Annotated in this window: 10 protein-coding genes; 3 read left to right on the top strand and 7 right to left on the bottom strand. The window is 33.1% G+C overall.

Features of this window, described 5'->3' with window-relative positions; genetic code table 11:
* Positions 1 to 113 precede the first annotated feature (113 nt).
* Positions 114 to 1,469 carry a D-arabinono-1,4-lactone oxidase gene (locus ACXHHC_RS01880; protein WP_458227956.1) on the top strand — a complete coding sequence of 452 codons (1,356 nt, stop codon included), beginning with the start codon at positions 114 to 116 and terminating at the stop codon, positions 1,467 to 1,469.
* A 117-nt stretch (positions 1,470 to 1,586) separates the two neighbouring features.
* Positions 1,587 to 2,351: a TIGR02757 family protein gene (locus tag ACXHHC_RS01875; protein WP_458227955.1), complete on the top strand. Its 765-nt coding sequence runs from the start codon at positions 1,587 to 1,589 to the stop codon at positions 2,349 to 2,351.
* 85 nt (positions 2,352 to 2,436) lie between these two features.
* Here the strand turns inward: ACXHHC_RS01875 and ACXHHC_RS01870 are convergent, their stop codons facing one another.
* From ACXHHC_RS01870 to ACXHHC_RS01845, 6 genes are all read right to left on the bottom strand, one after another.
* Entirely contained in the window at positions 2,437 to 4,470 is a 2,034-nt protein-coding gene (locus ACXHHC_RS01870; RefSeq protein WP_458227954.1) for a glycoside hydrolase family 127 protein, read from the bottom strand.
* Positions 4,471 to 4,501: 31 nt separating this feature from the next.
* Positions 4,502 to 5,482, bottom strand: coding sequence for a family 16 glycosylhydrolase (locus ACXHHC_RS01865; RefSeq protein ID WP_458227953.1), 981 nt, complete (start codon positions 5,480 to 5,482; stop codon positions 4,502 to 4,504).
* 6 nt (positions 5,483 to 5,488) lie between these two features.
* Positions 5,489 to 6,886 (bottom strand): sulfatase-like hydrolase/transferase, encoded by a 1,398-nt coding sequence (locus ACXHHC_RS01860; RefSeq protein ID WP_458227952.1) that lies wholly within the window; start codon positions 6,884 to 6,886, stop codon positions 5,489 to 5,491.
* 692 nt (positions 6,887 to 7,578) lie between these two features.
* Entirely contained in the window at positions 7,579 to 8,958 is a 1,380-nt protein-coding gene (locus tag ACXHHC_RS01855) for a hypothetical protein (RefSeq protein ID WP_458227951.1), read from the bottom strand.
* Positions 8,959 to 9,008: 50 nt separating this feature from the next.
* On the bottom strand, positions 9,009 to 10,916 hold the full coding sequence (locus ACXHHC_RS01850) for an FAD-dependent oxidoreductase (protein ID WP_458227950.1): 1,908 nt from the start codon (positions 10,914 to 10,916) through the stop codon (positions 9,009 to 9,011).
* Positions 10,917 to 10,938: 22 nt separating this feature from the next.
* Entirely contained in the window at positions 10,939 to 12,531 is a 1,593-nt protein-coding gene (locus ACXHHC_RS01845) for a sulfatase (RefSeq protein WP_458227949.1), read from the bottom strand.
* A gap of 165 nt (positions 12,532 to 12,696) precedes the next feature.
* Here ACXHHC_RS01845 and ACXHHC_RS01840 point away from each other — a divergent pair, with 165 nt between their 5' ends.
* Complete coding sequence (locus ACXHHC_RS01840) at positions 12,697 to 14,253, top strand: hypothetical protein (RefSeq protein ID WP_458227948.1); 1,557 nt, start codon at positions 12,697 to 12,699, stop codon at positions 14,251 to 14,253.
* On the opposite strand, the gene ACXHHC_RS01835 is transcribed toward ACXHHC_RS01840, so the two are convergent.
* Positions 14,237 to 14,884 carry a hypothetical protein gene (locus ACXHHC_RS01835; RefSeq protein ID WP_458227947.1) on the bottom strand — a complete coding sequence of 216 codons (648 nt, stop codon included), beginning with the start codon at positions 14,882 to 14,884 and terminating at the stop codon, positions 14,237 to 14,239. The two genes, ACXHHC_RS01840 and ACXHHC_RS01835, sit on opposite strands and share 17 nt — an antisense overlap.
* Between the last annotated feature and the right edge of the window lie 9 nt (positions 14,885 to 14,893).

Raw genomic sequence — 14,893 nt, 5'->3', positions numbered from 1 at the left:
AAGAACAAAGGTTTGCACATCTCTTATATTTAGAAACAATCCAAAATAACTTCATTTTGGCAACCATAACACTTATCGTAAAAGAGCTTTTTAAATTCGCAAAAAACAAAACCATGTCATCATCAACCAACGTGCTCCCAAAAAGCACATACAATACAAAAAGCATTGATAGCTCCAACAAAGAAAACTTATGGGTTAGTTGGAATGAAAATGTATCCCATTCGTATAATAAACTAATTTCTATTACATCCGAAGAGCAATTAAGCAAGGTGATAGCCCAGAGTAATTCTGTTAGAGTATTTGGTAATAGGTATTCTTCTTCTGATATTTCTGCAGGTACAGATACCTTGATAAATATTGAAAACTACAATAAAATTATAACCGTAAACCAAGCAACAAAAGAGATTACTGTACAACCCGGAATTACTTTAGAAAAAGTAATTAAAGAAATACAAAACTTAGGTTGGTGTATTCCTTGTTTGCCAGATATAGATAAAGTTACCATTGGAGGAGCTTTGGCCACAGGTACTCATGGTACAAACGGATTTATACTTGCTAAATACGTATCTAAATTTAGAATGGTTTTAGCCGATGGAAGTATTAAAGAATATACCGATGAAAACAGTGAAATGGATGCACTGAGACTCTCATTGGGTACTTTAGGCGTTTTTTCAGAAATAACATTTGCATGTGAAGACAACTATAGGCTTCATTTAAAAGAGGCTCCACAGAAAGACAGTACTTGGCTCTTAAATATTGATAAATATCTAAAAAACTATGACTTTGTTAGAGTTCTATGGCTTCCACACACAGACCACGGCTATGTTATTTTAGGAAACAAAGTATCTAAAGAATTTAAATTTGTCCCAAAAGACGTCCCAAAGTATATAAAATATAGAAGAAAGACTTCTAAGTTCCTATATCAGTTTACAACCCAGAACCCTAAATTCACAGTTTTGGCAAATAAAATATTGTTCAACTTATTTTTTAGAGCAAAAAAGGAACATGCAGGTTCTTTATATGATGCAACAGTTACTAAAAAAAGAGGTGCAAGCATGGAATTGGCAGAATGGACGATTGCTTATTCTAAATTTCAGGACTTATTTAAAGAGTTAAAAGAAGTTTTAAACAGCAATAACAATAATGCTTTTGTACATGTACCAATGGATGTTCGTTTTATTAAAAAGGACAATACTTGGTTAAGTTACGCTTACAACGAAGATGCAGTAAGCATTGGTTGTGTTTGTAGAAACTCTCCTGCAGCTGATAGTTACGAAGCATTTGATAAGGTAGAAGACGTTTTCTTAAAACACGGAGGTAAACCGCACTGGGGAAAACGTTTTAAAGCAAAATACCACGAGCTATCTAAGCTATATCCTAAATGGAATGATTTTGTTGAATTGAGAAATGAAATGGATCCAAAGGGTAAATTTTTAAACAAGTATTTAAGTCAGGTTTTTCTTAAATAATCTTTCATTTATTTTGTTCAGTAAGAACCCTCTGAAATTTTCATTGGGTTCTTTTTTAGTTTCAAATACTCCCTAGCTCACGATTCATATATTTGCAATTCTATTCATTCTATCATAATGCAGCAAAAAGAACTAAAAGAGTTTCTAGATCAAAAAGTAATTCAATACAACACTAAAGATTTTATAGAAACAGATCCTGTGCAAATACCTCATTTATACACCAAAAAGGAGGATATAGAAATTGCTGGGTTTTTAGCAGCTACTATTTCTTGGGGAAAACGTGCCATGATTATAAAAAACTGTATTCAAATGATGGACTTACTAGAAAATAGTCCTTATGATTTTGTAATGCACCATCAACCTAAAGATTTAGAAAAACTAGTAGATTTTAAACACCGAACTTTTAACGGAAACGATTTCGGTTTCTTCATAAATTCTCTAAAAAACATCTATAAAAACCATAAAGGACTAGAATTTGTATTTTCAAACAACATAAAAAACAATTCGCTGCAACCTGCAATTCACGAATTCAAAAAAGTGTTTTTTGAGATTCCACACCCAGCAAGAACTACAAAGCACGTTTCTGATCCTTTAAAAGGTTCAGCTGCTAAAAGGATTAATATGTTTCTACGTTGGATGGTACGACAAGATACATTAGGAGTAGATCTAGGAATTTGGAAAACTATTCCCCCAGCATACCTTTCTTGCCCTTTGGATGTGCACACCGGAAATGTAGGTAGAAAACTAGAACTTATTACAAGAAAACAAAACGATGCAAAAACATTGTTAGAGTTAGATACCAACCTTAGAAAACTAGACCCTACAGACCCTGTTAAATACGATTTTGCTTTGTTTGGCTTGGGTGTATTTGAAGGGTTTTAAATAAAAACCCCAAACATTCCTGCTTGGGGTTACTTAAATTTAAGCCATCAAATGGGCTTATTATTTAAAACACATCACCTTCTTTTTACTTCCATACAACAGGTAAGAAAACCGTCATTCCGCTTTCTTTTCCCTTATTTCTGTTAGACCAAGAATAATACGGCACTAACTGTGTTTGGTATTTCTCTAATTTAGGTTTAGAAACCTTATGATACATATTGCTGCTTGGAGTATCTTTTCTAATTAATAATTCACCCGAAATAGTTGTTAAACCACCTAAAAAGTTTGGCTTGTATTCTGCTTTAAGAGCATTAACGTCTCCTGTTATATATGCATCTACAATTTTAGTATCTTTTGGTAAATCAACAGTTTCTAAGCAGTATACTACTGGCCCTCTTTTAACTGCCACTTGGTTTCTTACTTCTTCAATTCTAGAATGTCCTTCTACAAAATACACCTCCATTGGAAAATCTAAGGTAATCGTATCTCCCTTTCTCCACTTGCGGTAGATGGTAGCAAACTCACCAGCAACTACTTTTACAGCAGTAACTTGTCCATTTACTTTTACAGTAGTTCCATTAGCCCATCCTGGAATTCTAAGCATTACATTAAAAGCATCTCTTTTAGCTTTGTTAACAGTAATCTTTACATCTCCATCCCATGGATAATTAGATTCTTGTGTTAATGATATTTTAGAACCATCCAACAATTTTGTATTCAATTTATTTCCTCCATATAAATTTACTGCCACACCGTTTTCTGCCAAACTATAAGCCCATCCAGATACTTTTGCAACCGTTCTAACCAAGTTAGGAGGACAACAGAAACAATCTAAATATGGTTGGCGAGTAGGATACTCCGTATTCATTTTACTATAATCTCTAGATCCCTTAATTACTCTTAACGGATTTGCGTAATAATACCTATCTCCCTTTAAGTTAATTCCAGACAATCCACTGTTATACAACACCAACTCCATAATATCTGCATATTTAGACTCTCCGTGCAACCCTAACATACGGTAGCTAAACATAGAATTACAAATATTTGCACATGTCTCGTTATACGCTGTCATATTCGGCATCATATACTCGTCTATAAAACCTTCTTCTATTTTATCTCTGTGAGTAGATGCCCCAAAGTGCGTTTGTCCTACTGCTCCAGTTACGTACATTTTTTGCTCAGTCACATTGTACCATAACCTATCCAAAGCATCTAACAAAGCTTGTTCTCCTGTTTCTGCATACACATCTGCAGCTCCCGCATAATAATACAAAGCCAAAACTGCATGCCCTACAGCTTCTTTTGCTTTACGTAATGGTGTACGTTCTTGTACCATATCTCCTATTGGGTACCCTACAGTGGTAGAAACCTCAGTTACTTTGTATTTTCCTCTGTTGTTGATGAATTTTTCTGCTAGCTTTAAATACTTCTTATCTTTTGTAGTTCTAAACATTTCTACCAGCCCCATAATCTGAGTTTGATTGAACCCAAAACGTCCTAACAACTTATTATCCGGCATAAACTGAACACATAATAAATCTGCGTGTTTAATCGCTAAATCTAACATGTTCCTTTTTCCAGTTGTTCTATAATGTATACAAGCAGTAGTTAAGAAATGTCCTGTATTATACATTTCATGATACTTTCGATTCTCGTAACGATCTACTTTTTTATTTAACTGAATTTGAGTTTGTAAATAACCATCTTCTGCCTGAGCTTTTTTAATGATTTCAATATACCCATCTAGTTCTTCTAATAATTTAGGATCTCCATTTTGAACATATAGATAGCAGATAGCTTCCATAAACTTATAAAAATCACCATCGTGCCAGCGCATCCCCTTGTGCTCTCCTTTCTTTAACCCAGCCGCAATCTTAAAATTATTTAAAGCATGACCAACATCTCCTGTTAAAACAGACCTCATATAAGGAATCATAGTTTTCTCGGCTGTTTTAAACTTATCTGCCCAAAAACCCTCTGTCCACTTACAATCTCCTAGATTGATACTTTTTAATTTTACATGTTTGCTATGTTTATGGTTTAGAATGGCATGCTCTTGAGCAAAACCAATACTGAAAGCCAAAAAAGCAATAGCACTTGTTATAAACTTCTTCATCTTACGTTACTTATCGTTATTAAAACTGTATTTACTTTTTCTGCCAAACTCTTACATAATCTACCTGAAATTCCACTTTACCAGATGGATGTAAATCCTCTTTGCTATCTGGTACTCCATGCCAAGGAAAAGTCTCTTGATCTAACCATATTTTTACCGGCTTGGTAATTACATAATTCTCTGCAGCTCCATTTCCTCCTTTGCTTAAATTCACATCATCCCAATCGTTGATTTGCTTTCTAGAAACATCTCTAAACAATTTTCCATCTACATAAATCTTTACACCCTCAGCACTCCAATCGTAACCATATACATGAAAATCATCTGCTACTCTAAAATCGAAATATTTGTGTTCTGTATAGGTTGTTTTTCCTTTACCGGTTCTACTCCAATCGTGCATAGACCACCACAACTCTTTGTCTTTACCATCTGCTTCCTTTTTAGGCTGTCTATGATCTCCAAAAAACTCAAACATATCAAACTCTGTCTGACCTCCTGTAGCCCAAAACGCACTAGAAACTTCTGCATCTGCTGCTTTACAACGGATTTCCATATACCCATATAAAAATTCTTTCCTTGCTATAATACAAGCCGTAGTAATGTTTTCATGAGCCACTAACTTCTTTCCTACTTTGTCTTTTTTATCACTAAAGGGAAAATCTGGTTCCCAACGAGTTTCTAATTTTAACATTCCATTTTCGAATCTAAAATTATTACCCGAAAACTGAGAAGGTGCTCTACCAATCCAATCTTCTCTGTGTGGTCTGTCTGGATTTTTATAACTCGGTTTTCCGTTGATCATTTCTCCTACAACATGCCATCTATCCCTGTCTAATGAACTTTCATTAAACTCATCACTTACTTCATTGTTTAAAACCCATCCCCCTTGGTTAGTTGGGTCAGAATATGGCATTACAGAAGCAACCGATTTTGTTTCTTTAGACGGACTTACTTTTTTACTACAGCTAATCCCTAAAAAAACGGCTGCTATTAATATATACTTAAACTTCATCGTTGATTATTTTAAATTTGTAGGATATGGTTCCCACCCTTTTCTGTATTTATTCATTCTATCCACATCGTAACGTTCGTACTTACGTTTTAACAACCACAACGGCCTTTGTAAAGTCATTTCCCAATCGAATAGTTTTTTGTACATACTTTCTACTTTTTCTGGGTATTGATTTGCCAAATTGTAACGCTCAGAAGTATCGTTAGGAACATTGTATAATTCAGCGGGTCTGTCTGGAAAACGAATCAATTTAAAATCTCCTTCTCTTACAACCGCCCTAGTTTCTTTTTTCCAAAATAAAATATCGTGTGGAGCTCCTTCCTTTTCTCCCTTTACAAAAGGCAATACATTTACTCCATCTACCTCTTTTAAATCTTTTACATCTCCTCCTGCTGCGGCATAGAATGTTGGCAGTAAATCAAACGTTACTATAGGATAATTATAACTTGATTTCTTCTTTATTTGCTTAGGCCAACTCATTAAGAAAGGAACTCTAATTCCTCCTTCTAAATGATTCGATTTTGTACCACTTAAAGGCTTGTTGTTTGATGCATTCTTGTCCGATGGACCTCCATTGTCATTACTAAAAACAACAATTGTATTTTTATCGATACCTAAGTCTTTTAATTTGTCTAAAACTTTACCACAAGCTCTATCCAAAGCCAAAGTCATGGCTGCTAATTGCTGTCTTTTTCCTGTTAAGTTTGGAAATTTTGCCAAGTCTTCTTCTGTAGCTTCCATAGGAGTATGTACCGCATTAAAAGACAAGTAAATAAAGAAAGGGTTCTTCTTGTTTCTTTCTATAAAGTCTACTGCTTTTTCTGCAAAAACATCTGTAGCATAGTGATCTGGTTCTTCGTACTGTCCAAAGTTGGTTTCCATTTTACGGTCACCTGTTGGTTTTTTGTAAGCAAAATAGCTACGAGCTCCTCCTCTAAATCCATAAAACTCATCAAAACCACGATTTAAAGGGTGAAAACGATCTGCATTTCCTAAATGCCATTTTCCATATACTGCCGTTTTATACCCTAGATCTTTTAAATAACTAGACATCATTTTCTGATCCAACGGCAATCCCATTTCATCTCCTTTAATAGCAGAATGTGGGCTCATAAACCCTGGTACATTTATTTCTTCGTAACCAAATTTTGCTTGGTACTTTCCTGTCATCATACCTGCTCTAGAAGGTCCACAAGTAGGATCTGATACATATCCTTGTGTAAATGTTACTCCCGATTTTGCCAATTTATCTAAATGAGGAGTTTTCATCACCTTACTTCCTTGGAAACCGAAGTCCATATAACCTGCATCGTCTGCAAATAATAAAATAATGTTTGGTTTGTCTTGAGCACAAACACTTAACTTAGCTAACACAAAGAATATCAGAAGGGTAAACCTTTTCATGTTTTAATAATATTTTAATTAAACTATACTATAAATGAGGATTCTAAAACTATCATCCTCTTATATTACAAAATAACTAAAACATTACAGGAAAGAATCCATCTATCTTACCCTAAAGTAGCATTATTTTGACTTATAATGCTTTATAGAAAAGAAAAACAATGCACAATTAACATTAACTCCCAATCAACAGTAGAATTACCAAAATTTCACACTTAGAAGAATTGTTTTTTAGGAATCTGATAATTGGCACGTTTTTCTTTAATAAACTAACCTATATTAAAACAAGCTAATTCTAAATTCACATAGTTTATTATATATAAACGATATTCATTTTTAAACTAATTAGCTCTTGTTATATGTAAATTTGTTTATGTCATAAAGCTATAAACTTATAGCTATTTCTAAATTCGGATAACTTGACCATAATTTATTCACCTCCCCTAACTTAATCCCTCATAATCAACAAACAATAAGATTATACAACTCATATAAAACTTAGAATGACTTAAAGAATTATAACTTAAAACAAAATTCTATATATTAGGTTCCTAGAGCATTCAGAAAAAATTATGCGAACTGTTCTCTTAAAATTATTGATTTCATAAATGTAATATTAAAGTTGTCCCTTATGGAAAATCAAAAAACTATAAAATATTACTTTTATATACCTATATAATAAAACCAAATACTCAATCGTACGCTAATTCACCACAGTTTTTTTCTGGGTTATCACCTCTATATGCTTTACCTCTTACAATCATCTTTCTACTTTCAATACTATTATCTGGATTTTTCTCATTATCTGGAATAGAAGCAGAAACTGTTTCTTCATCTATTTTAAATTGTCCTACAAAATCACCAATAACACAAATTGATGGTCCTAATCTAACTTTTGGGTTTTCTTTATCAATTAATTTTCCTTTAGTCTTAAAATAATGCAATAAGCATTTTGGAATGTGTTTCTTTCCCGAAAAATGTACAGTTGACTCTAATCCATAAACTGCTGTAACATTTTTAATTGATGAATGCTTACCATACCTAGCTTTTCCAGTAGTATCATGAAAGCCTGGTCTAATTTCTATTGTCATAGAAGAATTGATGGAGTGAGCTCCGTTAATATAAACATCTCCATTTGATAAGTTATGAGGGTTTAAATACACAGCTGCTTTTCCCCTAATACTCATTACATTTTCAACTCGAATATTACTAACTCCAAATTTACTCTTCGAAAATCTATTATCTGTTTCTATTCTAGCACAAACCCCTCCCGAACATTTTAAATTACTAAAAAGCATATTTTTACCTGTATTAGATTGGATTAACCCATAACCATAAGAAGCATTTGTTTGTTCTACATTATCTACAGTAACGTTGTTAGCTCTACCATTGTCTGTATATGTATTTTTTAAAAATGAAAAACTTACTCCTGAAAACTTAGTTTCGTCATCCTTTATAAGAACATTTTGAATAAATAAATTTTTGGCTGCTCCAATAGAAAAACCTCTTACTCCTCCTTTACCTCTTTCTGCACTCTCTCTTTTATACTCAATAATTGGTCTCTCATTTTCATTACCATATCCAATAATTGATACATTTTCAACTGCTTCAAATCTTCCTATGTTAAAAACCATTTTTGTTTTATAAGCTTTATTTGGGTCTCTTTGATCAGCTTTTAAAACAACTTCGGGCTCTAATCGTATATGAACGTTAGACTTTAACACTAATTCTTTTGTTAAGTACTCTCCTTTTTTTATAACAACAACACCCCCTTTTATTCCATTCGTTTTACTTTTACTTGCTTTTCTTATTAGCTCATTAGTTCTTTTTGTAAAATTTTTAACATTTGAATGAATATAAAACTTTGGGAGTTTATTAATATCCTCTTCTTTAGGGCCCTGGTAACCAACTCCTTTTCTTATAAAAACACCTGGATTTAATAATTGGTTACTATTTTTTGTTGTAATATTTATAGTATTTGTTTCTTTTCCTAAAACATTTACTGCTTTTGATGTTCCAGAGAACATCAAAAACAATAGACATGTAATACTATTTAATAAACTATACTTCATAACTTATACTTTAATTTAGTTTGTAAAACACTCATTAAAATCAAAAAAAATTAAGCTTCGTAACATCTTACTTCGTACAAACGAATATTGGTTACTCCATAAGTTTCTTTTAAGTTAAGTCGAATAGCAGTTGTTTGTATAGTATCAAAATTAAATTTGATCAACCTTCTTCGGTTACTCCTATTTTCTCCAACCTTAACCCATTCACCATTTATTCTTACCTCCAAGTCTAATGACTTTAACATTTCTACTGGTACAGTATTGGTAAATTTCTCATCGTTTCTAGAGTCTTTTCTCATTAATAAATTACGTCTTGTATTGGTATCGCACTTTACCATAACACTCGATAATTTCACGGGTTTATCCCACTCTAATTGAACATTTGCATTTAAACCATCCGATTGCCAGTGATGAATTTCATTTTCAACATCTCTAGAATACCCATCAATTAATAACTTTGCATCTCCAGAAGTAGTTGATGAAGCAAAAACAGCACTCACCTTCTTTGCCAAATCCGTTTTATCCTTAGCAGGTCTGTTAGGTATATAAGCATCATCTTTTAACAATTGCTCTTGTAACTTATCTATGTACTTAGTGTATATTTTCCTTGGCAATACGTTTTTAGCAATACACAATGCTGCAGCAGTACCAACGGCTTGTCCCATAGTTGCACAAGTTCCTTGTAATCTTGTAGAAGACAAAGCAATGTGGGTTTGACTAATGTTTCTACCTGCAAACAATAAGTTTTTAATATTCTTAGAATACAGACTTCTGTACGGTATCTCATAAACACGTACAAATCGTTCGTGAAAATAACTTGGAGGCTCGCTAATATTTTCAATACCTCCAGGGTTGTGTTCATCTAAAGACCATCCACCGTACCCTACTGCATCTTTAAAATGCTTGTAACCTAACAAATCTGGTTCACTTAGAATATAATCTCCTAAAAATCGTCTAGACTCTCTCTTACCAGGTAAAGAACACACCCAATCTAAAGCATAGTTTTCCGCTTTAGGATTCGTTTTTTTAATATAGTCCCAAACCCCGTATGCATAGCCCATTAGCTTTTCTCTGTTCTCCTCAAACTCTCCAATAATATCTTTATCACTACCTACTTCTACCCACCAAACACCTTCAGCAAAGTGTTTTAACTTTCTGTGTTTGTGAGCATTCTTATAATCATAAGGAATGGTAAAATGTGGAGCTTCATAAGGCATTGGTTTCCCCATATCTTTGCAACTTAATAAAATAGTTGCCCCCATTTTCCAACCATCTGGTTCATCTGGAGCATATTTCTCATTAAATTCAGCTTTTCCTTCTCTACCACTTCTAAACAAAGCTCCAGCTGTTGCAGCCATCAATCCATCTCCAGAACAATCAATAAAAATTTCTCCGTTAATGGTAATTTCTGTTTCTGTTGTTAATTGCCAACAACGTACCGAAGTAATTTTATCACTCTTAGTGGTAGCCTCTATAGCCGATGTATTTAAAATCACTTTTAAGTTTGGTGTAGCAGTAACATAATCATACAAAATATGATCCCAAACAGGATACGATTCCTGTGGATTGTGAAAACGATTGTGCAATAAAATCTCTTCTACCACTCCTGTTTCTCTTTCGGGTCTACCATCTTTTAAATGTGTAACACCGTTTAAATGCACCCTAATTTCACTGGATGCATTACCTCCTAATACTGGCCTATCTTGAACCAAAATAGTTTTAGCTCCATTTCTTGCAGCAGATACAGCCGCACAAACTCCGGCTACACCACCACCAACAACCACCACCTCATAATCAAGTGTTTTCTTTCTTATAATATCGGCACCTGAACGTTCTTCTTTCTTTATTTCTAAATGTCCCTCATTCGATATTTCACTAGCACTCATGCTACTAACAGGTAAAATAGTAGCAGCCACAGCACCTTGTACTCCTTTCTTAAAAAAATCTCTTCTCTTCATGATTTTCAGTGTTTTCTAGATTTTAATTTCTTGTAATTCCTTTAAATTGCTTGTATAGTTTCTTTACAATTTTTGGGTTGCTCTGCGCAATATTCTTTATTTCGTTTGGATCTTTTTTGTGATTGTACAACTCTACATAAATAGGTTCTGCATCTTTTTGAGTTCTATCTTTCCAAAAAATCACTCTGTATTGATCGGTTCTAATAGCATAACCCATCAGGTTATTTTCAAACAGCTGTCTGTTCCATTTACTTCCTTGTTGCTGTTTAATTTTACGTTCAACCTCTTTTAACAAGGGACCAAAAAAGGTTTCTCTCATAGCGGGTCTAATGGGATAAGCTCCCCATTCTCTTAATGCTGGAGATGGAAATACACTCATAGCCCATTTGCTAATCTTCTTATTTGGATTTTTTAACAAACAAGCTAGACTTTTCCCTTCAGCAGTTTCTGGGACCGGAATATTCGCCAAGTCGCACAAAGTTGGGTAGATATCTAACAATTCAACCAAAGCATCCGTTTGTTTTCCTTTTACTTTTGATGACATATTTGGGGTAGATAATATAAACGGTACTCTTGTAGCAATTTCATAATTCGTTGCTTTTCCCCAGTGTCCCATATCACCTAAATGATATCCATGGTCACTCCACAATACTACAATGGTATTTTCTCTCATCCCCAAGGCATCCAATTCGTTTAGAACTTTACCTACTTGGGCATCTACATAACTAACACAAGCTAAATAAGCATGTTTTAGGGTAAGCTGTAGCTCTTTCTCTAAACCTCCAATTTTAGGAATTCCACTACGCACTCTTAGCTCAAAAGAGGGTGGTAAGCCAACGGTTGCTCCATTTTCAGGTTGATTTTTTTGATTGGTTAACTTGATTTTAGAAGCATCGTACAAATCCCAATACTTCTTTGGAGCAACCCAATTTAAATGCGGCTTATGAAAGCCTATTCCTAAAAAGAATGGTTTTCCATTCTCTTTTTTTAAATCTTTTAATGTCTGAATGGTTAACTCTGCATTAAAGCCATCTTTGTAGGCATTGTCTGGTACATCTGCACACTCATATGCTGGCCCCATAGCCAATCCGTATTTTGCTACCGAACCATACTTGGCAAACATTTCCTTTTTAGAGGCTATTCTTGTCTTTTGATTTTCTGGCAAGGCAAAGCCCATTTTTGCCAACTTAGTAGGATCTCCCTTTAAAGGCTCTCTGTTCCAAGAAATTTTATCTCTGTCTCCATGGTGAAATATTTTCCCATAACTTACTGCTTGATACCCGTTTTCTATAAAAGTTTGCGGTAATGTCTTCACATTTGGATTAGCCTCTCTAAACTTTAAGTAATTATGAAAGACTCCGCTATTCTCGGGTCTAATCCCTGTCATAATACTTGCTCTAGACGGGCCACAAATAGCTTGTTGGCAATAAGCTCTGTTAAATAGTAAACCCTGGCTGGCTAACTTATCTATGTTGGGAGTAATAGCTATGTCTGATCCATAACATCCTAACTCAGGTCTTAAATCGTCTACTGCAATAAATAAAATATTAGGCTTTTTTTGAGCAAAAGCTAAACTAACAAACAAAAGAAAAATACAACTGAAATACTTTTTCATGGAAATACTAAATAAATCTTTACACTTAATTTCGTTTGACTAATTTAGCCAAGCATTCATTTAAAATCCTTAAATTCAGGATTACATAAAGTTAACAAGGGCTAAAAACAGACATAAAACAACTTAACTCCAAACCTTAACTCAAAACCCAAACACCTGTAAATAATGAGGTTAGTAAATAAAAAATACTTAACATTTTGTTTTTTGTTAATTATTACAACTATACATTCACAACAGTCAAACCTTTTTCTAAACGAACCTTTAATCAGTAAAAAACAGGGTTTAGAACTTTCAGAATCGTATCAAAAAGTTAAAAAAGAGCAGGATACTGTTGCTATGATTCAAAACTTAATGGAATTAAGCAAATACCATCGTTCTCGTTTAGATTTTGGAACTGCTTTTAATTATGCTGGTGATGCACTTTTTCTTTCAAATCAAATTCAAGACACGTTACTTTTAGCAAAAGCTCACAAAGAACAAGGTGTATTAGATTTTCTATTTAAACAAGACAATAATGCTGGTGTTAACTTTAAGAAATCAAATCAGTATTTTAAATATTACTACAAAGGAAAAGACCAATCTAACAGAGAGCTTTTAAACTCTTACTTTAACCTAGTACTTTATTACCAAAGAATTCAACAAGAAGAACCACTTCTTAAGTACATAGATACCTGCCAGAAAATAGCCAAAGAACAAAAAATAAGAGACTACTACACCATTTATTTTAACGAAAAAAAGGCTAGTACACATATTTGGAAAAAAGAATATGGAGAAGCTATTAAGTTGGTGAATCAATCCATTGAAAAGATAAATAATTCTAGCGAAGAGACTTCTTTTCTAAATATCCTTTATGCTTGTTTGGGGAAAATTTACAACTACAAAGGGGATTACCAACGCTCTAAAGAATACTTTAAAAAAGCAATTGAGGTAGAAGATCCCTACGGTGAATACGCTTTTTTTAAAGCTTATGTGTATGAAAAGTATGGAGAAATGCTCGCCAAAACTGATCATCATAAAGAAGCTTATAAAAACCTTCGAAAATCTAGATCTATCTATAATAAATATCTTAACCCTAGGAACGAATCGACCCAAAGCTTTTTAACTTTAAAGGATCGTTATAGGGATCAATTAAATATTTCAAATCAGAAAATCAACTTTCAACGCTTAAAAATATCTGAAATAGAACATCGAATTTTAAGTTTTAAAATTTATTTAATCCTAGGGGTTTTTATCATTGTATTGCTTGGTGTATTTATTTGGATAAAAGCTCGTTCTAAAAAACACCAACTAGAACAAGAGGAGTCTGAAAAGAAAATAGAAGCAAACAACAAAGAGCTAACAATAAACACACTTAAATTAATTGAAAAAGAAGAAATTATAAGCACATTAAAATCTCAATTGTTGGAAACAGACAAAAGTTCTAGTACCAAAAGCTTGATAAAGTCTATTGACAAAAACTCAGGGAACCTTTGGGAAGATTTTAACCAACGTTTTACTTCTTTAAACAAAGGGTTTTACGAACGTTTACAGAAAAAAGTTCCAGACTTAAGTGCTGCTGAATTAAAACTCTGTGCACTGATTAAATTGAATTTTACTGGGAAAGAAATGGCTTATCTGTTAGGTATTTCTCTAGGAAGTGTGCATGTTGCCAGACATAGATTAAGAAAGAAAATCAACTTGGATAGAAAGACGAATTTAACGGCTTTTATTGCTGGTATATAACTTTTCTCGATTTTATACTTTTTATCAATTTCCCAAATTCTTCTTTATCCATTTCAAACTCATCAACACATTTTTGCTCAAAGCAATCATTCACAATCATTTTAAAGTTTTTCACATTTTCTTCTTTAACTCTTAATTCAGAATATTGATGTTTTTTATTTTCATCCAGATGCTCCCATAAAGTAATTCCTTTATCTATATCAACATCTGTAATTAATAGAAATTCTTTTTCAGCTCTATAAGGATTCATTATCTCAAATTCATAAACTCCTTCACTGTTGATTCTATAATTTAATACTACATAAGAAACCAATTCGCTTGAATAAAAATGAATATAGGATTTCTCAATAAAAACTCTTCTATGAGATATCCAGTCAGAAGGTGCATACACATAAAACTCATTTTGATACAAGAAAATTGGCATCCATTTTTTTGATAGTTCAAGTGTATCTATGCTTATTGCTTGTAAACTGTTTTCTTCAATTTTTTCAAGAAATTCTCTACTTACTTTTTCTTTAGGTACTAGCCAATCATAATAAACACTCGAAGTATCACTTGTAATATAAACTTGTCCATCTTCATGTTTGTTTATGATACTTTCTACACTCGCTAATAATACCCTCTTTTTCATTGCTTTTTT

The sequence above is a fragment of the Wenyingzhuangia sp. IMCC45574 genome (assembly GCF_054182685.1).
This window is presented reverse-complemented; position numbering and strand designations above follow the sequence as displayed.

What these genes read in the sequence shown, in the direction of transcription:
- ACXHHC_RS01880 (WP_458227956.1), top strand. Translation starts at nt 114, where the DNA reads ATGTCATCATCAACCAACGTGCTCCCAAAAAGCACATACAATACAAAA.
- ACXHHC_RS01875 (WP_458227955.1), top strand. Translation starts at nt 1,587, where the DNA reads ATGCAGCAAAAAGAACTAAAAGAGTTTCTAGATCAAAAAGTAATTCAA.
- ACXHHC_RS01870 (WP_458227954.1), bottom strand. Translation starts at nt 4,470, where the DNA reads ATGAAGAAGTTTATAACAAGTGCTATTGCTTTTTTGGCTTTCAGTATT.
- ACXHHC_RS01865 (WP_458227953.1), bottom strand. Translation starts at nt 5,482, where the DNA reads ATGAAGTTTAAGTATATATTAATAGCAGCCGTTTTTTTAGGGATTAGC.
- ACXHHC_RS01860 (WP_458227952.1), bottom strand. Translation starts at nt 6,886, where the DNA reads ATGAAAAGGTTTACCCTTCTGATATTCTTTGTGTTAGCTAAGTTAAGT.
- ACXHHC_RS01855 (WP_458227951.1), bottom strand. Translation starts at nt 8,958, where the DNA reads ATGAAGTATAGTTTATTAAATAGTATTACATGTCTATTGTTTTTGATG.
- ACXHHC_RS01850 (WP_458227950.1), bottom strand. Translation starts at nt 10,916, where the DNA reads ATGAAGAGAAGAGATTTTTTTAAGAAAGGAGTACAAGGTGCTGTGGCT.
- ACXHHC_RS01845 (WP_458227949.1), bottom strand. Translation starts at nt 12,531, where the DNA reads ATGAAAAAGTATTTCAGTTGTATTTTTCTTTTGTTTGTTAGTTTAGCT.
- ACXHHC_RS01840 (WP_458227948.1), top strand. Translation starts at nt 12,697, where the DNA reads ATGAGGTTAGTAAATAAAAAATACTTAACATTTTGTTTTTTGTTAATT.
- ACXHHC_RS01835 (WP_458227947.1), bottom strand. Translation starts at nt 14,884, where the DNA reads ATGAAAAAGAGGGTATTATTAGCGAGTGTAGAAAGTATCATAAACAAA.